This is a genomic window from Ruegeria sp. HKCCD7559, from assembly GCF_013110575.1.
Classification (GTDB): domain Bacteria; phylum Pseudomonadota; class Alphaproteobacteria; order Rhodobacterales; family Rhodobacteraceae; genus Ruegeria.
Window position 1 is genome coordinate 97675 of record NZ_WVQU01000006.1, and the last position, 17532, is coordinate 115206.

Sequence of the window (17532 nt, forward strand, 5' to 3'; positions counted from 1 at the left end):
GAAGGGGTTCGAGTTTGTCGTTGTTAAAGATTGTAATGGTTCTTTGCGTTGTCGTGGCCATACCGTCGCAGACCATCGCCAACATCGGAAAAATTATTAGCGTCAAACAAGGCGCCCAAGTTGTTCGCGCGGGAAAAGCACAACCCATTTATTCAGGAATGGAGGTTGCGTCCGGCGACGCGCTCAGCACTGATCAGACTGGCGTAATCCAAATCGTTTTTGTGGATGACACCAAGATTGCCATCGGCCCCAACGCACGCATGGTGCTGGATGTGTCCATGCTGCGAAGTAACCGCAAAGCCAAGAGCTTTGCCGTTCAGGCCTTGGGTGGCAGTTTTCGGTTTATTTCCGGAAAAAGCCGAAAGAAAGCATACTCGATCAGGACTCCGTCGGCGACAATGGCCGTGCGCGGCACCACCTTCGACATGTGGATCGTGTCGGAAAAGCAAAGCGCGATGCTTGTCCTGCAAGGTACGGTCCGCATGTGCGGCAGTCAGGGCGCGTGCAGGTCTTCGGGGCGTCAATGCAGCATGTTCGCAACAAGCGGAGACGGAGGAGTTGGACGGCCTGCCGATCAGGCGCAATACGAACAAGCGCTGAAAAGCGGGTTTCCATTCGTTCAGTCTCAGGAAGGGCTGCTGCCCCCTTTGCAGGTACGCGTTGAAGGGTGCTCAGGTGATGGAGCGCCCATACGGCGCATCGAGACAGACCGGTCGGAAGCCCGTAGAGACCCTCCTCAGCAACGTGAAGCGCAGAATACGGTCACTGGACCTTCGCCTTCCGCGAACAATGAACCGGCAAGAGAAGAACCGGACCCTGCGGAACCCGAACGCGAAGAACCTGAGCAGGAAGAGCCCGACAGAGAAGAACCGGAGCAGGAAGAACCTGAACATGAGGAACCCGAACGGGACGAACCGGAACCTGAGGAGCCCGAACGGGACGAACCAGAGCGGGAAGAAACTGATCCGTAATTGCTCGGGAATTGCTGTTTAACACGCAGTTCCAGTTCCATTTGTCTGGAGGATGGTGTGAGCGACAAGGTGCGGAAATCCAGGAACGGGCGATGGGCCTTCCGCCTCGTGGGGCTGGGGCTGATCCTTTTGGGTTGCTTCATCCGGGCGTGGGATCCGTACCCGGTTCGAATGACGCGCCTGATCTATTTCGACGTTTTGCAAAGATTATCCCCGCGGGAGTTCAATCCCGAACTCCCCGTGCGCGTCGTGGATATTGATGAAGCTTCGCTTGCCAGCTTTGGACAATGGCCTTGGCCCCGCACCTTGGTTGCGCAGTTGGTTCAAAATCTGGGTGACTACGGCGCCGCGACGATTGCGTTCGACATGCTGTTTGCCGAACCTGACCGGTATTCGCCGTCTCGCCTTCTGAATGATCCATCGCTGGCGGGAGTACTGACTGTGGAACGCCATGCCGAAAAGCTGGACAACGATGTCTTGCTTGGGATGGAAATGGCCTACTGGCCCGTGGTGCTGGGCGTTGCCGCGCGATTGTCAGCCAAAGGTGAACCCATTGCGGCCAAGGCCGGAATCATTGAATTCGGGGAAAGCCCCGCCGAGGGGCTGATCTCGGTTCCGCATTGGACGCCGATCGCGCCACCATTGGATCGGGCGGCGGCGGGTGTCGGCGGGGTCAATGTCTCGCCCATCGGTGGGACCGGCATCGTAAGACGTGCACCGGTTCTCTGGAACGGTCCGGACGGTCCGCTGCCAAGCCTTGCCGTCGAAGCCCTCAGGGTCGCCCTGGGTGAGACCAGCATTTTTGTGGAAGGCTCGCCTGACGAGGCTGGCATCATGCTGGCCGTCGAAATCGCCGGATACCGTTTGCCGACAACCGAGAATGGCGAGCTTTGGCTGAAATACCGGCGGGACAGCCCCGACCTTTACATTTCAGCCAAGGATGTTCTGGAAGGTACTGAAGACCCTGGGCTGCGATCTGAAATCGAAGGAAGAATTATCCTGATCGGAACCTCCGCTGCCGGTTTGTTCGATATTCACCAGACGGCACTTGGCGAAAGCGTCCCCGGTGTTTCAATTCATGCCCAAATGATCGAGCAGACTCTGACCGGGGAAATGCTCAGCCGGTCTGACATAACCGCAGCACAGGAACTGCTTGCCTTTGCGTTTCTGGGGCTTGTGGTGATTGCCGTCATGTCCAGCTTTGGTGCCATCGCATCCTTCATCGCCGGTGGCATAGCCGCCGCAGCCGTTCTTGCCATCAGTTGGCTGGTTTTTCAAAACCAATCCATCCTGTTCGATGCCACCTTCCCCCTGATTGGAGGCATCGCAAATTTCGGTCTGCTGGCGGGGTATCTTTTTGTTTCGACCGAGCGCGAAAAGCGCCAGATTCGAAAAGTCTTTTCGCATTACGTGGCCCCGGAAATCCTTGATGAAATGGAGAATTCGGGCCACCAGCTGCAATTGGGCGGAGAAAGTCAGGAAATCACCGTGATGTTTTCGGATATCCGGGGATTTACCGCTCTGTCCGAGTCCGCGTCGGCAACGGAACTTGTATCCTTGCTGAACGCGCTGTTTTCCAAGCTCGGAGATCAGATCCTGCATGAGCGTGGTACGATCGACAAGTTCATCGGTGACGCCATCATGGCGTTCTGGAACGCGCCTTTGCCTGTTGCGGACCACCCGTGCCGCGCAGGGCTTGCTGCGCTCAGGATGCGGCGTGCCTTGGCACAGTTCAATGCATCCGAGATCATGCGGAACCGAAAGCCGATAGCGCTGGCAACCGGAATCGCCACGGGGCAGGCCTGCGTCGGCAACATCGGATCGCAAAAACGGTTCAACTATACGGTTATCGGAGACGTCGTGAATGTTTCGGCACGGATCGAACAATGCTGTCGAACGGTCGAGTATGACATTGTCGTTTCAGACGCGGCGTATCAAGCCGGGCGAGATGACCTGGCATTTTTGCAGGCAGGCCAAGTTGACCTGAAAGGCAAAGCCAACCCAGAGCCCGTTTTTGTTCTGGTTGGAGATTCCGCTTTGCGGAAGACCGACGCGTTCCAGGAACTCGTTGCTCGGCACGGTAAGTTGATTGCAGCATTGAGAACCCGAAAACCTCAGGGCGACATCGTGCGCATGTGTCAGCATTGCGAACAACTTGCCGCAGATATCGAACCCGGATTGCGCCAGTTCTATCGCGCTTTGGCGGGTCGCGCCGCTGATTTCCGCGCGGCCTCATCATCCGGGCCGGTCATGTTCACCCGAAACACCAGAATAGCCGGTGGTGTTTAGGCGGCGCTGCATGGAAAAGTCGGCTGACTTCGGCCCCCAGAGCCCTGCGTCAGTGAGTGTCACGCGAGACGCGCACCCTGTGCGTCGAAGCGATAGACCCTGCCCGGAGAATATCCAAATCGGATGCTCTGACCGGCTTCAACCTGATGCTGCCCGAACAGGCGCGCGGTGATCTGGTGATCCTGCATCATAGCAATCACGTTGGTGTCACCGCCCAAATGCTCGACATGGGTGACGTTTGCGACCACCGGACCGTCGTCAGACAAAAACAGGTCTTCCGGCCGGATACCCGTTGTAATGTCTGCGCTTTCGCCGATCATGCTGGCAGGAAAGAAATTCATCGACGGCGCCCCAAGAAAACCGGCCACGAACTGGTTGGCGGGATTGTTGTAAAGCTCCATCGGGCTGCCGACCTGTTCCACACACCCGTCGCGCAGAACGACGATTTTATCGGCAAGAGTCATTGCCTCGGTCTGGTCGTGGGTCACATAGATCATCGAAGCGTCAAGCTGCCGGTGCAGGTTCGCAATTTCCAACCTTGTATTCATACGCAGAGCCGCATCGAGATTGGACAGAGGCTCGTCGAACAGGAACAGCTTTGGTTCCCGGACGATGGCACGACCGATGGCGACGCGCTGGCGCTGTCCACCGGACAGTTCGGAAGGATACCGGTCAAGGTAAGGTTCGAGGTTCAGCATCTTGCTTGCCCTTTCGACACGCTCGTCGATGACCTGCCTGCTCTGGCCCTCCTGTTTCAGCGCCAATGACATGTTCTTGCGCACGTTCAAGTGGGGGTAGAGAGCGTAACTCTGGAACACCATCGCGATACCGCGTTTCGAAGGCGGGGTGAGATTCATGAGCTCTCCGCCGATGCGCACTTCGCCCGACGTCACATCCTCGAGCCCCGCGATGACACGCAAAAGGGTGGACTTGCCACACCCCGAGGGGCCGACGAAGACGACGAATTCGCCGTCTTCCACCTCGATATTGATGTCTTTCAGAACCTCGACGGTGCCGAAGGATTTGTTCACGTTTTGCAGCGTCAGGGCGGTCATGTGCGTGCCTCTTTCAGCGAAATGGGTTGGCCAGTACGGATGCTTTCATCAGCGGCCAGGCAGATGGCCAGCGATTGCACGGCGTCGTTCATGTGGCGGGTCAGATCGAAATCTTCGGCGATGGCGCGCAGCATATAGGCCTGTTCAGCGTCGCAGAGTTCCTGATGGCCGGGCTCATCCGGCATTTCGATCGTCCGGTCGCCGTCAGGGCGGTGGACCAGAAGACCGCCAACCTTGGTGTGGCCGTCAATATCCGCGGATGCGCCCTTGTTGCCATCGGTGATTGATACCGATCCGTTGGGGGACACGATATCTTTCACGAAAAAGGCAGTCTCGGACATCATCGGGCCCCAGCCAGCCTCGTACCAGCCGACCGAGCCGTCTTCGAAGATCACCTGAAATTGGCCGTAGTTATACATGTCTTCGGCAATCTCATCGCTCAGCCGCAGGCCCATGCCATGCACGCGGACGGGATCGGAATCGGTGATCTGGCACATCACATCGACGTAATGCACGCCGCAATCGACGATAGGCGATGTCGTCTGCATCAAGGCCTTGTGGGTTTCCCATTCGACCCCGCTGCTTTGCTGGTTCAGGTTCAGACGGAAGACATACGGCCCGCCGAGATCGCGCGCCTCCGAGATCAGTCGCATCCATGACGGGTGGTGCCGCAGAATATATCCGATCACCAGTTTCCGGCCGGTTTCCACTGCTTTTGCGACCACGCGTCTGGCGTCCGCAACTGTCGTAGCCAGTGGTTTTTCAACAAAGACATGCGCACCTGCTTCCATTGCGGCGCAGGCGAAGTCTGCGTGGCTGTCGGAATAGGTTGCGACGACGACCAGATCTGGGTTTGTCTCGGCCAGTGCCGCCTGAAAATCCGAATAGGCCGGATAGCCTGACAGTTCGGGGTGATCTACATGACCTGTGCGGTTGACCAGCCCCACGATCCGTGCGTCGGGGTGGCGATGATGGGCCAAGGCATGGCTCAGGCCCATGTTGCCAAGACCAGCGATCAGAACCCGGGTCATTTGACAGCTCCTGAGGTGATACCACGGATCAGCTGGCGCGAGAAGATGACGTAGAGCACCAGAACTGGCAGGATCGCCATGCTGAGCGCGGACAGAACCGCGTTCCAGTCGGTCACAAACTGGCCGATGAAGACCTGGCTGCCCAACGTCAGGGTTTTGGTCTCTTCAGCGGGTGCCAGGATCAAGGGGAACCAGAGATCGTTCCAGATCGGGATCATGTTGAACACGGCGACGGTCGCCATGGCAGGCCGGACCAGAGGCAGCACCAACCGGAAAAAGATCGTGTATTCCGAAAGCCCATCGATGCGCCCTGCATTCTTCAGGTCATCACTGACCTGGCGCATGAACTCGGACAGGATGAACACCGCCAGCGGCAAACCCTGTGCCGTGTAGACGAAGATCAGGGCCCAGAGCGTGTTCACAAGCCCTGTGGCGACCATCATCTCCAGGATCGCCACGGTGCCGATGCGGATCGGGATCATGATCCCAAGCGCCAGATACAGGCCCATCAACATGTTGCCCTTGAACCGGTATTCGCTGAGGGCAAAGGCGGCCATGGCGCCGAACAGCAGGATAAAGGCCAGTGAAACAACGGTGACGATCAGCGAGTTCTGAAAGTAGAGAAAGAAATCCCCCTGCTTCATCACCGTCTGGTAGCCGATCAAGGAAAAGCTTTCGGCATCAGGCAAGGCAAGCGGCTCGCGAAAGATGGCCCGGCGCGTTTTGAAGCTGTTGATGATGATCACGAAAACCGGGAACAGCGCGATCAGAGTGTAAAGGATCAGCGCACCATGCATTGCGGCGGTGTTCAGTGGATTGGAGCGTGCCTTGTTCATTGCAGAGCCCTCACAGCTGATACCGGCGCATCCGGGTCTGGATGCCGAAAAGGTAAATGCAAACACCCACAAGGATGATGGCGAACATGGCGCCGGCGATGGCGGACCCCATATACGGATCACCCAGTTGCAGCTGGAAACCAAAGAACGTGCGGTACATGAAAGTGCCCAGGATGTCGGTCGAAAAATCCGGCCCCGCCAGCGCGCCCTGAGAGACATAGATCAGGTCAAACGCGTTAAAATTGCCCACGAATGTGAGGATCGAGATGATCCCGATCGAAGGCAGGATCAGCGGCAGTTTTATTTTCCAGAAAGCCGAAGCTCCGGTGATCCCGTCGATCTCTCCGGCTTCAAGAATTTCTTCGGGGATCGATAGAAGGGCCGCATAGATCAGCATCATCGGGATGCCGACAAATTGCCAGACCGAGACAAGCGCCAGAGTTGTCAGCGCGTATTCTTCCTTGCCCAGCCAAGGCGCGAACAGGGATTTCAAGCCAACCGCGTCCAGCATCGAGGGCGCAATCCCCCAAAGCGGAGACAGGATCAGTTTCCAGGCAAAACCCACGATCACAAAGCTCAGGATCGTGGGAATGAAAATGGCCGACCGGTACAGTGCGGCAAAGCGCAGCCTCGGGTGTGACAGGATCGCGGCCAAAGCGATGCCGATGGGGTTCTGCACCAGCATGTGGATCAGGAAGAACCAGAAGTTGTTGCCCAGCGCATTCCAGAATTGCTCGGACCAGAGCGGATCAAGGAACAAGGTTCGGAAATTCTCCAACCCCACATACACACGCGCCTGATCGACTTCGGTAAACAGCGCAAGGCGGAGCGTGTTGAACAAGGGCAGGATCATCACCGCCGTGTAAACTAGCACCGCAGGTGCAAGGAAAACGGCGATGTGCCAGCGTATGCGGCGGGTCTGCATGGGGATCTCCGGGGAAAAGGTGCCGGACGCGACGGGCCGCGTCCGGTGAGAGTGGTTCAGGTCTTACTGATGCGGTGCGTACCAGCTGGCCAGCCCGTCTTGCAGTTTCTTGCCCAAAGCCTCAGGGCTTTCGGTGCCCTTGATGGCTGCAACGGACGCACCCCAGGTCTCGTTTTCGAGGTTGGGCGTGCCACGTGACAGGATCTGATAGGTCGAACGGATGGTGCTCTCGCACTCATCCCGCCATCCGACGATTTCCTTGGCAAGGGGATCTTCCAGTTCAACCGGAGTATTGGACAGAGGGAAGAAACCGGGAACCGCATTGCCGAAAATGCTGGCGAATTCCGGGCTTGCGACCCAGGCCAGGAACGTGCGGGCAGCCTCCTGGTTTTCGCTGGCAGCGTTCAGACCGATGCCGATATCGGTATGGTCCGAGATATAGCAGGTGTCACCGGCATTTTGGACCGGCGGCTTGAAGGCGCCCATCTCAAAATCTGCCTGCGTGTTGAAACCTGCGATTTCCCAGCTGCCTGCCGGATAGATCGCAGCGCGGCCCAGCGTGAACAGGTTTTGGCTGTCGGGATAGGTCTGCGCCTCATACCCGTCGCCCAGATACGCGCCCCACTTGGCCAGTGTCGCATAAGGTGCAACCCACTGTGGGTCGGTCAGCTTCTGTTCACCCTTGATCAAGGCCAGACGGCCTTCTTCGCCCTTCCAGTAGTTTGGGCCGATGTTGTTATAGCCCATCGTTGCGGCTTCCCACTGGTCGTTGGTGCCCATTGCCATCGGAATATAGGTGCCGTCTTCCTTGATCTTGTCCAACACCTCAAAGAATTCTGCCTCGGTGGTCGGAACCTCCAGACCCAGTTCGTTGAACGCATCCTTGTTGTAGATAAAACCGTGGATCACCGATGCCATCGGAACACAAAAACTGGCCGACCCATCGTCTGTCTGCCACGCCGATTTGGCTACGTCCGAGAAATTGTCCATCGCATCCAAATCGGACAGGTCGGTCAGATGGCCCGCTTCGTACAGCGCCAGAGAAGCATCGAACGGGCGGCAGGTGATCAGATCACCGGCGGATCCGGCTTCCAGTTTCGAATTCAGAACCGCATTGTACTCCGCCGGGGCTGAAGGCGAGAAAACAACTTTGATACCTGGATTGGCCGCCTCGAAAGCAGGGATGATCTTTTCCTGCCAGAGAGCGAGGTCGTCGTTGCGCCAGCTTTCGATTGTCAGCGTGGCGTCTTGCGCATAGGCGCTTGTGACCAGCGCCGTGCTCATCAAAGCTAGGCTCAGAACTTTGCGTTTCATTTGGTTTCTCCCAGGTTGCTATGTTCGTTATTTTCATTCAGCCGGTTCATCGCATGACGCAGATGGCCATTCGTTTCAGCCAGTCGCTTTTGTGCATCCTCTGCCGATGCGGCACCTGCGGCGACAAGTGCCGCGCATTTCAGGTTCCCATCCGCGGCCCTCAGGGCATCATCAGCACGTTCAGGTGATACACCGGTAAGCTGGCACACGATTCCGTTGGCGCGTGCGCGCAATTTGTCATTGTCCGCCCGCAGATTGATCATCATGCCGTCCTGAATATGCCCAAGCTCAATGGCCATCAGCGTCGACAACGTGTTGAGAGCTATTTTCTGCGCAGTGCCGGCCCCCATCCGGGTTGATCCCGAGATCAATTCCGGAGGGGTCGCAAGCAGAACGGCATGGTCCGCCAGTTGTAACAATTGCGAACCCGCGTTGTTTGCAATCCCGATCACGGGCGTCCCCCGGTCGCGCGCCAGTTTTGCGGCAGCGACGGTATAAGGCGTGGTGCCGCTGGCCGAGACCGCGATGAGCGTATCGTTGGCAACCATATCCGACACCTCTTGCGCCAGCCCATCAACAGCGTCCTCTACATCCCCCGGCATGTCTGCCGTGATCGGCATTCCACCCGCCATATGAATGCGGATCTGCTGCGACGGGATGGAAAAGGTTCCGCCAAGCTCAAGCGCGTCCGAGGCCGCCATGAGGCCGGAAGACCCCGCCGCAAGATATCGAAGCTTGCCGCCCGACCGGATCGTCTGGGCCATGGCCGTCGCCCCGCTGCAAATCGGGCCAAGCGCATCAAGCACTGCCGATGCCGCTGACACCTGCGACCGCGCCAGCAGGCCGGCAACTTCGGCCAGCGGACGGGTATCAAGCCCATGCGCATCCTGATGCAATTGTTCTGTCGCCGGCGTAATCAAGTGATTCTCCCCCAAGAACTCTCGATATCATACCTTTTAAATACCATTAGTCTACCATTTATTTTTTTCCATATTTTTGGCCGATATAGCATGAAATTCGCCGCTTTGGTCGCAATTAGGACTTCAAAACACGTAAAAGGTATTATAAAGGTCTGTATATGGTAAAGTCATCAAAACCCATGTTCCTGGCCGCCGACGGGGGCGGAACGCGTTGCCGCGTCGCCGCTTTTGTTGATGGCAAAACACACAGAGTCGAAGTCGGCGCAGCAAACGTGTCCACGGATTTCGAGGCCGCCTGCATCGAGCTGCAGCGCGGTCTGGAAGCTCTGGCCGCTCAGGCGGGCCGTTCGCCCGAGGAGCTTGCGCAAGCGCCCGCCTATCTGGGCCTGGCCGGGATAACAGGTGACGCAATTGCCCGGAAACTTGCGACGGCATTGCCATTTCGGCACGTCCGGATCGAAGATGATCGCGCAGCAGCTTTGCGCGGGGCATTGGGGGCCATGGACGGGTTTGTCGCACATTGCGGTACCGGTTCTTTTGTCGCAATGCAAAGGGGTGGCACGATGAAGTTTGCCGGCGGGTGGGGCCCTGTTCTGGGCGATCAGGCTTCCGCGCAATGGGTTGGCAAACGGGCGCTGGCCAAGACGCTGGAGCACACGGACGGCACGGCCGGCCCTTCAGCATTGGCGCAGGATCTGCTGTCTCGATTTGGCGATGCCGCAGGAATTGTACGGGCCGCCGCTGACATGACGCCATCGGACTTTGGCGCCCTCGCCCCGCTTGTGACCGAGATTTCCAATCGCGGGGACGACTTGGCCAGATCCATCCTGCAGGACGGTGCGGGCTATCTGATCGACGTGATGAAGAAAATGGGCTGGAACGTTGGCCTGCCCGTTTGTCTGACCGGCGGAATTGGCCCCCTTTACGCGCCCTACCTGCCTGCGAACATGCAATCTGCTCTGGTCCAGCCCGCAGGCGATCCACTGTCCGGCGCACTTGCATTGGCACAGGCGTATCTGGAGGAAATCGAACATGAACATAGCTGATTTCCTGCGGCCCGAAGGATGGTTGGGGCACAGCTCGGGCCCGCGCTATGTACAGCTCCGTCAACGCCTTGAACAAGGGATCAAGGACGGCATCCTGCCTCCCAACAGTTCGCTGCCCCCTGAAAGAGAAATCGCCGAGATCACCGACCTGTCCCGTGTGACCGTACGCAAGGCCATTCATGAGCTGGTGCGCAAAGGTGCAATCGAGCAAAGACAGGGGTCTGGGTCGTTTGTTCGCGAACCCGTAGCGAAGGTTGAACAATCGCTGTCCCATCTGACATCGTTCACCGAAGACATGGAGCGGCGCGGGCTCAAGACGACCTCTACATGGCTGGAGCGCGGGGTTTTCCTGCCGTCCCCGGAAGAAATGATGGCATTGGGCTTGTCGGCAAATGAACAGGTCGCGCGTATCTACCGCCTGCGAGAGGCAGGAGGACGCCCGATGGCGTTGGAAAAAGCGGCCCTTCCGCTCGATATCCTGCCGAACCCCACCGACGTGACGGGGTCGCTTTACTCTGTTCTTGAACAATCTGGTCTGCGACCGGTGCGCGCGATCCAGAAAATCTCGGCCATCAACCTCGAACCGCCCGAGGCAGAGCTTCTGGATGTTGCGGAAGGTACGGCCGGGCTTCGGATTCAACGCACTTCATATCTGCAAAGCGGGCGGGTCGCTGAGTTGACCCGCTCGATCTACCGCGGTGACGCCTATGACTTTGTGGCCGAGCTGCGCCTGTCAAATTGAAAGCCTGGGAAAATGCCTGACACAACCACTCAGATGCGGCGCGAGATCGATGAGATTCCTGACGCCGTAGACCGCCTTCTGACCGAGGGCGCGGAATTGATCGCGCAAACCGCCGACGAGATCCGGGCCCGCGACCCGCGGTTCCTGATCTCGGTGGCGCGCGGATCCTCGGATCATGCGTGCAGTTTTCTGAAATACGCCTCGGAACTGCTGCTTGGATTGCCGATGGCTTCGGTCGGACCGTCGGTGAAATCCATCTACGGGGTCGACATGCGCTGCGAGGATGCAATCTGCATCTCTGTCTCACAATCCGGTCAGAGCCCGGATATCGTGCAGCTAACGCAGTCGCTCACATCCGGCGGGGCTTACTCGGTCGCGATCACGAACAACCCTGCCTCTGCCCTGGCCGAGGCGGCTGCGGCAACGCTGCCCATTCACGCGGGCCCCGAACTGAGCGTGGCGGCGACAAAGACATTCGTGACGTCTCTGGTCGCCGGGCTGTGGCTGATTGCGCAGGTGAAGCGCGAAGATCACCTGTTGCGCGCAATCCATGGGCTGCCGGACAGTTTGTCGACGGCAATCGCCTGCGACTGGAGCGCCGTGGCGGACGCGGTGGATGGGCGTTCTTTGTTTACCTTGGGCCGGGGCCTGTCTTTGGCAATCTCCAACGAAGCCGCGTTGAAATTCAAGGAAACCTGCCAGATCCACGCAGAAAGTTATTCGGCGGCCGAGGTTCTGCACGGCCCGGTTTCCATCGTGGATCAGGGCTTTCCCGTGCTTGCCCTGTCGTCCGGAGATGCAGCAGAGGACAATCTGGCCGAAGTTGCGGACGCACTGGCGTCCAAAGGCGCTGTGGTTTTCGCCACAACCGGCCGCGTGAAACACGCCACGGAACTGCCCCATGTCCGGACGTCGCATTGGATGACGGACCCGATACCGACAATCGCTGCTTTTTATGGAATGGTGGAAAAGGTGGCCACACAACGCGGGATCGACCCAGACACACCGCGCCATCTGAAAAAAGTGACGGAAACGGTATGACCCCCTCTACTGTTACCTTTGCGGGCGGCCCGATCTTCGATGGCACTGAATTGCGTGAAGGATATGCCGCACGGTTCAGAAACGGCGTGCTGGACGCGTTGCTTCCTGCGGCCCTGATCGCACAGGATGACCAGATCGAGGATCTGCATGGCGACATCCTCAGCCCCGGCTATGCGGACTTGCAGGTCAACGGCGGCGGTGGCGTGATGTTCAACGACGATCCATCGGTTCACACGCTGACCCAAATCGCCAGCGCTCATCGCGCGCTGGGTGCCACTCGCATCCTGTCAACCCTGATCACGGACACGGCCGAGAAAACCCGGGCCGCGATTGATGCCGCCATCAAGGCCGTTCAGACGGGTGTTCCCGGCATTGCGGGCCTGCATCTGGAAGGTCCGCACCTGTCTGTTCGACGCAAGGGTGCACATGATGCCGCCCTGATCCGCCCGATGCAGCAAACCGATCTGGAGATTCTGATCGACGCTGCAAAACACCTGCCTGCATTGATGGTCACGCTGGCACCTGAAAGCACAACCCCGCAACAGGTTGAAGAGTTGAAACGCGCGGGGGTCATCGTTTCTCTGGGGCATACGGACGCGCCTTTTGAAACCTGCCAGGCGTTTTCAAGGGCCGGGGCGCAGTGCGCAACGCATCTGTTCAATGCGATGAGCCAGCTCGGCAGTCGTGAACCGGGACTGGTCGGCGCGGCGCTATCCTGCGGATCGCTATCGGCGGGCTTGATCGCGGATGGCATCCACGTTCATCCCGATACGATGCGGATTGCCTGGGCCGCCAAACGCGGACCAGGGCGGATTTTCCTTGTCAGCGATGCGATGGCGGTCGCCGGAACGTCACTGACCGAGTTTCAGTTGGAAGGACGCCGGATCCGGCGGGAAAACGGCAGGCTGACTTTGGAGGACGGCACTCTGGCCGGGGCAGACTTGTGCCTGACAAAAGCGGTGCGGGTTCTGACGGAACAAGCTGGGATCCCCGTTCAGGATGCACTCGCCGCAGCGACAAGCGTTCCGCTTGGGGTGATTTCCGGTAAAAGCACAGGACTGAAACCTAACCTGTCGCAGATGATACGGATTGCCCCGGATCTGTCCGGGGTCAGACCGGTGCAACCCTGACCCAATCCTTGTTGGTCCGACCGGCTGCGCAGCGCACGCATGATGCCAATGCTGCGCGCGCTTAACGACGGCCAAATTCTGATTTTTCAAATCTTCACGAATAGAGCTGTCAACTTTTTGCGGGTGGTCCGCACCGATCCTACGGCGCATATTTCAGGCATATGACATTTTTCAGGAGCATGCATGACCGCCAAGTATTATTCTCCACACGGTGGGCACCCTGGTCAGGAGCAATTGCTGACTGACCGCGCCGTATTTACTGACGCTTATGCAGTGATCCCAAAGGGAACGATGCGGGATATCGTGACCAGTTTTCTGCCGTTTTGGGACGACACCCGCTTATGGGTGATATCCCGCCCGCTAAGCGGCTTTGCCGAAACCTTTTCGCAATACATCATGGAGGTTCAGCCCGGCGGTGGCTCTGACCGTCCTGAGACCGATCCCGAAGCCGAAGGCGTTTTGTTCGTGGTCGAAGGCACAGCGACCTTGACGGCCGACGGCACGACCCATGAGCTGACGCCCGGCGGCTATGCCTACCTGCCCGCTGAATGCAACTGGACCTTACGAAACCGAGGCGGTGAGACCCTGCGCTTCCATTGGATTCGAAAGGCTTATGAAGCGGTGGAAGGGCTTGACCGCCCGGACGTTCTGGTTCTCAACGAAAATGAGATCACGCCGACACCGATGCCCGGAACCGACGGCAAATGGGCCACGACGCGCTTTGTCGATCCAAGTGACCTGCGGCACGATATGCACGTGACCGTGGTGACTTTCGAGCCCGGCGCCGTCATTCCTTTCCTTGAAACACATGTGATGGAACATGGTCTGTATGTTCTTGAGGGAAAGGCCGTCTACAGGCTGAACAATGATTGGGTAGAGGTCGAGGCCGGCGATTACATGTGGTTGCGCGCATTCTGCCCGCAGGCCTGTTATGCGGGCGGACCGGGTAAGTTCCGTTACCTGCTGTACAAAGACGTGAACCGTCATATGGCCCTGCGGCCGGGACCAGCGGCTTATCCGCAGCACCGGAGCCTCAAGACAGCGGCGCAGAAATAGTCCCGCCGATGGCCAGAGTTAACTGACGCGCCGCCTCGATGACGGGGCGGCTTAGGCGCGCGATTTCGGCTTCGCTGACGCGGCTTGTCGGTCCGGATACCGAAATCCCGGCTACAGCCTCTCGGTTGATATCGAAAACCGGCGCAGCGATACATCGCATACCCGCGTTTTTTTCTTCGTTGTCTATCGAGAAGCCCTGTGCCCTGACCATGGCAAGATCTTCTTTCAGCACGGCCGGGCTGGTAATCGACCGGTCCGTGAAGGCCCACAGTTCCGTCTTGGCCAACAGCCGGTCCAGCCGATCTTCATCCATATATGCCAACAAAGCTTTCCCGATGCCCGATGCGTGCATCGGAGACAGCGTGCCCGGTGGGAAAAACGCCCGGATGCTGGCATGGGTTTCAACCTGGCTCAGGAACAACACCATTCCTTCTTTTTCGACCCCCAGGTTTGCGGTCTCGCCGGTGGCCTCCATCAGCTTTCGCATCACGGGTCGGGCCCGGTCCACAAGGCTGGTGCGACGCAGGAAGCGCGAGCCGATTACGAACGCACGAGGACCGATGTGCCAGACCTGCTCGTCATGATCGAACTCGACAAGTCCCCTGCCCTCTAGTGTAACGAGAATTCGGTAAACTGTGGCGGGCGACTGGCCCATTTCGTCGGATAGCGCGGTTAACGCCTTGCCCTGCGCTTCACTCAAATACTCAAAAACTTCCATCGCACGGTCGAGAGATTTGATCGTGTTTTGCGCTGTCTTGTCGTCCCATCCTCGTGGTCTTCCACGGGCTTTTCTGCGGACTTCGCGAGTATTGTCTTGAGAATCCATAAAAACCCTTTGATCATTCGTGAAAGACTAATTCATGATATGAAAAATATAAGGCTCTGACAATTATAAATTAAATCCAAAACGTGGTGTTTTGAAAGGCTTTTTCAAAAATATATCGGGCAGAGCGGCTAGAACTTATTGTGTGGTCAACGACGGAAGGAGACCACCCATGAGCTTTCAAAATCCCGTTTTCATTCCGGGCCCGACCAATATCCCCGAAAGCCTGCGCAAGGCTTGCGACATGCCCACGATCGACCACCGCTCGCCGCTGTTCGGGCAGATTCTGCACCCAGCCCGCGCGGGTGTGCAAAAAATTCTGAAAAGCGACAGCGCCGAAATCTTCATCTTCCCGTCGACCGGAACCGGAGGCTGGGAGACCGCGCTGACCAACACCCTGTCCGCCGGTGACAAGGTTCTGGCGGCGCGCAACGGCATGTTCAGCCATCGCTGGATCGATATGTGCCAGCGCCACGGTCTGAATGTCGAGATTGTCGAAACCTCTTGGGGCGAAGGGCTGCCAGCCGATCGTTACGAAGAGATTCTGACCGCCGACACAAGCCACGAAATCAAGGCTGTTCTTGCCACTCATAACGAAACGGCAACCGGTGTGAAATCGGATATTGCCGCTGTACGCAAGGCTCTGAATGCTGCCGGGCACCCCGCAATGCTGTTCGTCGATGGTGTTTCATCGATCGGATCCATGGATTTCCGTTTTGACGAATGGGGCGTTGATGTGGCCGTCACGGGTTCGCAGAAAGGGTTCATGTTGCCTGCGGGCCTTGCCATCGTCGGGTTTAGCCAGCGGGCAATGGACGCGACCAGCACAGGGACCCTGCCCCGCACCTTCTTTGACGTGCACGACATGGCGAAAGGCTATGCCAACAGCGCATACCCTTACACACCTGCGGTTGGCTTGATGAATGGCCTCAATCAGGCCTGTGACATGCTGCTGGGTGAAGGTTTGGAAAACGTCTTTGCCCGGCATCACCGTATTGCCGAAGGCGTGCGCGCCGCCGTGGGCGCCTGGGGGCTGGACCTGTGCGCGGCGAACCCTTCGGTTTATTCTGACACCGTCAGCGCGATCCGTACGCCAAACGGTTTCAACGCCACCGATATTGTCACGCACGCGGCCGAAAAATACGGCGTTGCCTTCGGTGTCGGTCTTGGCGAAGTCGCAGGCAAGGTATTCCGCATCGGGCATCTGGGAAGCCTGACGGATGTCATGGCCCTGTCCGGGATTGCCACCGCTGAAATGTGCATGGTCGACCTGGGCCTGAACATCCAGTTGGGCTCGGGCGTGGCGGCTGCGCAGGAATACTATCGCGGTCATTCGGGCGCCATTCAAAAGGACGCCGCGTGATGAAGGACTGCAACATGTATATCCCTACCTACGAGGACATGCTGGCGGCACATGATCGGATTGAACCTTTCATCCGCCGCACACCGGTCCGCACATCAGACTATCTGAACGAGCTATCCGGTGCACAGCTGTTCTTCAAATGTGAAAACTTTCAGGAACCGGGCGCCTTCAAGGTTCGCGGCGCTGCAAACGCCGTGTTTGGCCTTGACGACGAACAGGCCAAGAAAGGCGTCGCAACCCATTCTTCGGGCAACCACGCCTCGTGCCTGTCCTATGCGGCAATGAAGCGGGGCATACCGTGCAATGTCGTCATGCCGCGCACAGCGCCACAGGCAAAGAAAGACACGGTGCGGCGCTATGGTGGGAAGATCACGGAATGTGAGCCCTCCACCTCGTCGCGCGAAGCAACCTTTGCCGAGGTTCAGGCCGCCACGGGCGGGGATTTCGTCCATCCCTACAACGATCCGCGCGTGATTGCCGGGCAAGGCACCTGTTCGCGCGAGTTCATCGAGCAGACCGATGGTCTGGATGCGGTTGTCGCGCCTATCGGCGGCGGCGGCATGGTGTCCGGCACCTGTCTGACACTTTCGACGCTCGCACCTGAAACCGCGATCATCGCGGCGGAACCGGAACAGGCCGACGATGCCTATCGCAGCTTCAAGGCCGGCCACATCATCGCGGATGACGCACCCAAGACGATCGCCGACGGGCTGCTGGTGCCGCTGAAAGAGTTGACCTGGCATTTCGTGTCGAACCACGTATCCGAGATTTACACGGCATCAGAGCAAGAGATCATCGACGCGATGAAGCTGACGTGGAAACACCTTCGGATCGTGATGGAGCCATCTTCGGCCGTTCCGCTGGCCACGATCCTGAAGAACCCGGACGCATTCAAAGGCAAGCGTGTCGGCCTGATCATAACCGGGGGCAATGTCGATCTGGACAGGCTGCCCTGGCTGAACGCGTGACATCAATCCCGACATAGGAATA

16 protein-coding genes are annotated in these 17532 nt (G+C 58.2%); 9 read left to right on the top strand and 7 right to left on the bottom strand.

The features are described 5' to 3' along the window. Positions 1-14 precede the first annotated feature (14 nt). Complete coding sequence (locus GS605_RS15710; protein WP_253283326.1) at positions 15-971, top strand: FecR domain-containing protein; 957 nt, start codon at positions 15-17, stop codon at positions 969-971. Positions 972-1028: 57 nt separating this feature from the next. Further along, positions 1029-3260 carry a CHASE2 domain-containing protein gene (locus GS605_RS15715; RefSeq protein WP_371807771.1) on the top strand — a complete coding sequence of 744 codons (2232 nt, stop codon included), beginning with the start codon at positions 1029-1031 and terminating at the stop codon, positions 3258-3260. Between the two features lie 59 nt (positions 3261-3319). Here the strand turns inward: GS605_RS15715 and GS605_RS15720 are convergent, their stop codons facing one another. The 6 genes from GS605_RS15720 to GS605_RS15745 all read right to left on the bottom strand — a co-directional run bounded on the left by GS605_RS15720 (position 3320) and on the right by GS605_RS15745 (position 9341). After that, the gene (locus tag GS605_RS15720; RefSeq protein WP_171636408.1) at positions 3320-4315 is read right to left on the bottom strand and encodes an ABC transporter ATP-binding protein; all 996 of its coding nucleotides are present in this window, start codon (positions 4313-4315) and stop codon (positions 3320-3322) included. Further along, positions 4312-5346, bottom strand: a complete 1035-nt coding sequence (locus GS605_RS15725) for a Gfo/Idh/MocA family protein (protein WP_171724574.1) — start codon at positions 5344-5346, stop codon at positions 4312-4314. Before GS605_RS15725 ends, GS605_RS15720 begins: the two co-directional genes overlap by 4 nt. Next, positions 5343-6182: a carbohydrate ABC transporter permease gene (locus GS605_RS15730; protein ID WP_171229417.1), complete on the bottom strand. Its 840-nt coding sequence runs from the start codon at positions 6180-6182 to the stop codon at positions 5343-5345. Before GS605_RS15730 ends, GS605_RS15725 begins: the two co-directional genes overlap by 4 nt. A gap of 10 nt (positions 6183-6192) precedes the next feature. Further along, positions 6193-7107, bottom strand: coding sequence for a carbohydrate ABC transporter permease (locus GS605_RS15735; RefSeq protein WP_171118044.1), 915 nt, complete (start codon positions 7105-7107; stop codon positions 6193-6195). Positions 7108-7170: 63 nt separating this feature from the next. Continuing rightward, the gene (locus GS605_RS15740; RefSeq protein ID WP_171636412.1) at positions 7171-8421 is read right to left on the bottom strand and encodes an ABC transporter substrate-binding protein; all 1251 of its coding nucleotides are present in this window, start codon (positions 8419-8421) and stop codon (positions 7171-7173) included. After that, a complete protein-coding gene (locus GS605_RS15745) occupies positions 8418-9341 on the bottom strand; it encodes an N-acetylmuramic acid 6-phosphate etherase (protein ID WP_171724575.1) in 924 nt (307 codons plus the stop codon). The genes GS605_RS15740 and GS605_RS15745 overlap by 4 nt, the downstream gene beginning before the upstream one ends. A 158-nt stretch (positions 9342-9499) precedes the next feature. Between GS605_RS15745 and GS605_RS15750 the strand changes: the two genes are divergently transcribed. The 5 genes from GS605_RS15750 to GS605_RS15770 all read left to right on the top strand — a co-directional run bounded on the left by GS605_RS15750 (position 9500) and on the right by GS605_RS15770 (position 14356). Next, positions 9500-10387 (top strand): BadF/BadG/BcrA/BcrD ATPase family protein, encoded by an 888-nt coding sequence (locus tag GS605_RS15750; protein WP_171724576.1) that lies wholly within the window; start codon positions 9500-9502, stop codon positions 10385-10387. Next, positions 10374-11129 (top strand): GntR family transcriptional regulator, encoded by a 756-nt coding sequence (locus GS605_RS15755; RefSeq protein ID WP_171636418.1) that lies wholly within the window; start codon positions 10374-10376, stop codon positions 11127-11129. Before GS605_RS15750 ends, GS605_RS15755 begins: the two co-directional genes overlap by 14 nt. Before the next feature lie 12 nt (positions 11130-11141). Beyond that, complete coding sequence (locus GS605_RS15760) at positions 11142-12170, top strand: SIS domain-containing protein (protein ID WP_171724577.1); 1029 nt, start codon at positions 11142-11144, stop codon at positions 12168-12170. Beyond that, the gene (gene nagA / locus GS605_RS15765) at positions 12167-13300 is read left to right on the top strand and encodes an N-acetylglucosamine-6-phosphate deacetylase (protein WP_171724578.1); all 1134 of its coding nucleotides are present in this window, start codon (positions 12167-12169) and stop codon (positions 13298-13300) included. Before GS605_RS15760 ends, nagA begins: the two co-directional genes overlap by 4 nt. Before the next feature lie 183 nt (positions 13301-13483). Then, entirely contained in the window at positions 13484-14356 is an 873-nt protein-coding gene (locus GS605_RS15770; protein WP_171724579.1) for a bifunctional allantoicase/(S)-ureidoglycine aminohydrolase, read from the top strand. On the opposite strand, the gene bhcR is transcribed toward GS605_RS15770, so the two are convergent. Continuing rightward, positions 14334-15182 (bottom strand): HTH-type transcriptional regulator BhcR, encoded by an 849-nt coding sequence (gene bhcR / locus GS605_RS15775; protein ID WP_171724580.1) that lies wholly within the window; start codon positions 15180-15182, stop codon positions 14334-14336. The two genes, GS605_RS15770 and bhcR, sit on opposite strands and share 23 nt — an antisense overlap. A 169-nt stretch (positions 15183-15351) precedes the next feature. Here bhcR and bhcA point away from each other — a divergent pair, with 169 nt between their 5' ends. Together bhcA and bhcB are read left to right on the top strand one after the other, a co-directional pair. After that, positions 15352-16542, top strand: coding sequence for an L-aspartate--glyoxylate aminotransferase BhcA (gene bhcA / locus GS605_RS15780; protein ID WP_171724581.1), 1191 nt, complete (start codon positions 15352-15354; stop codon positions 16540-16542). Next, entirely contained in the window at positions 16542-17510 is a 969-nt protein-coding gene (gene bhcB, locus GS605_RS15785; protein WP_171724582.1) for a beta-hydroxyaspartate dehydratase BhcB, read from the top strand. Before bhcA ends, bhcB begins: the two co-directional genes overlap by 1 nt. Positions 17511-17532 lie beyond the last annotated feature (22 nt).

What these genes read in the sequence shown, in the direction of transcription:
- GS605_RS15740 (WP_171636412.1), bottom strand. Translation starts at nt 8,421, where the DNA reads ATGAAACGCAAAGTTCTGAGCCTAGCTTTGATGAGCACGGCGCTGGTC.
- GS605_RS15750 (WP_171724576.1), top strand. Translation starts at nt 9,500, where the DNA reads ATGGTAAAGTCATCAAAACCCATGTTCCTGGCCGCCGACGGGGGCGGA.
- GS605_RS15755 (WP_171636418.1), top strand. Translation starts at nt 10,374, where the DNA reads ATGAACATAGCTGATTTCCTGCGGCCCGAAGGATGGTTGGGGCACAGC.
- bhcA (WP_171724581.1), top strand. Translation starts at nt 15,352, where the DNA reads ATGAGCTTTCAAAATCCCGTTTTCATTCCGGGCCCGACCAATATCCCC.
- bhcR (WP_171724580.1), bottom strand. Translation starts at nt 15,182, where the DNA reads ATGGATTCTCAAGACAATACTCGCGAAGTCCGCAGAAAAGCCCGTGGA.
- GS605_RS15770 (WP_171724579.1), top strand. Translation starts at nt 13,484, where the DNA reads ATGACCGCCAAGTATTATTCTCCACACGGTGGGCACCCTGGTCAGGAG.
- nagA (WP_171724578.1), top strand. Translation starts at nt 12,167, where the DNA reads ATGACCCCCTCTACTGTTACCTTTGCGGGCGGCCCGATCTTCGATGGC.
- GS605_RS15725 (WP_171724574.1), bottom strand. Translation starts at nt 5,346, where the DNA reads ATGACCCGGGTTCTGATCGCTGGTCTTGGCAACATGGGCCTGAGCCAT.
- GS605_RS15760 (WP_171724577.1), top strand. Translation starts at nt 11,142, where the DNA reads ATGCCTGACACAACCACTCAGATGCGGCGCGAGATCGATGAGATTCCT.
- GS605_RS15735 (WP_171118044.1), bottom strand. Translation starts at nt 7,107, where the DNA reads ATGCAGACCCGCCGCATACGCTGGCACATCGCCGTTTTCCTTGCACCT.
- bhcB (WP_171724582.1), top strand. Translation starts at nt 16,542, where the DNA reads ATGAAGGACTGCAACATGTATATCCCTACCTACGAGGACATGCTGGCG.
- GS605_RS15720 (WP_171636408.1), bottom strand. Translation starts at nt 4,315, where the DNA reads ATGACCGCCCTGACGCTGCAAAACGTGAACAAATCCTTCGGCACCGTC.
- GS605_RS15730 (WP_171229417.1), bottom strand. Translation starts at nt 6,182, where the DNA reads ATGAACAAGGCACGCTCCAATCCACTGAACACCGCCGCAATGCATGGT.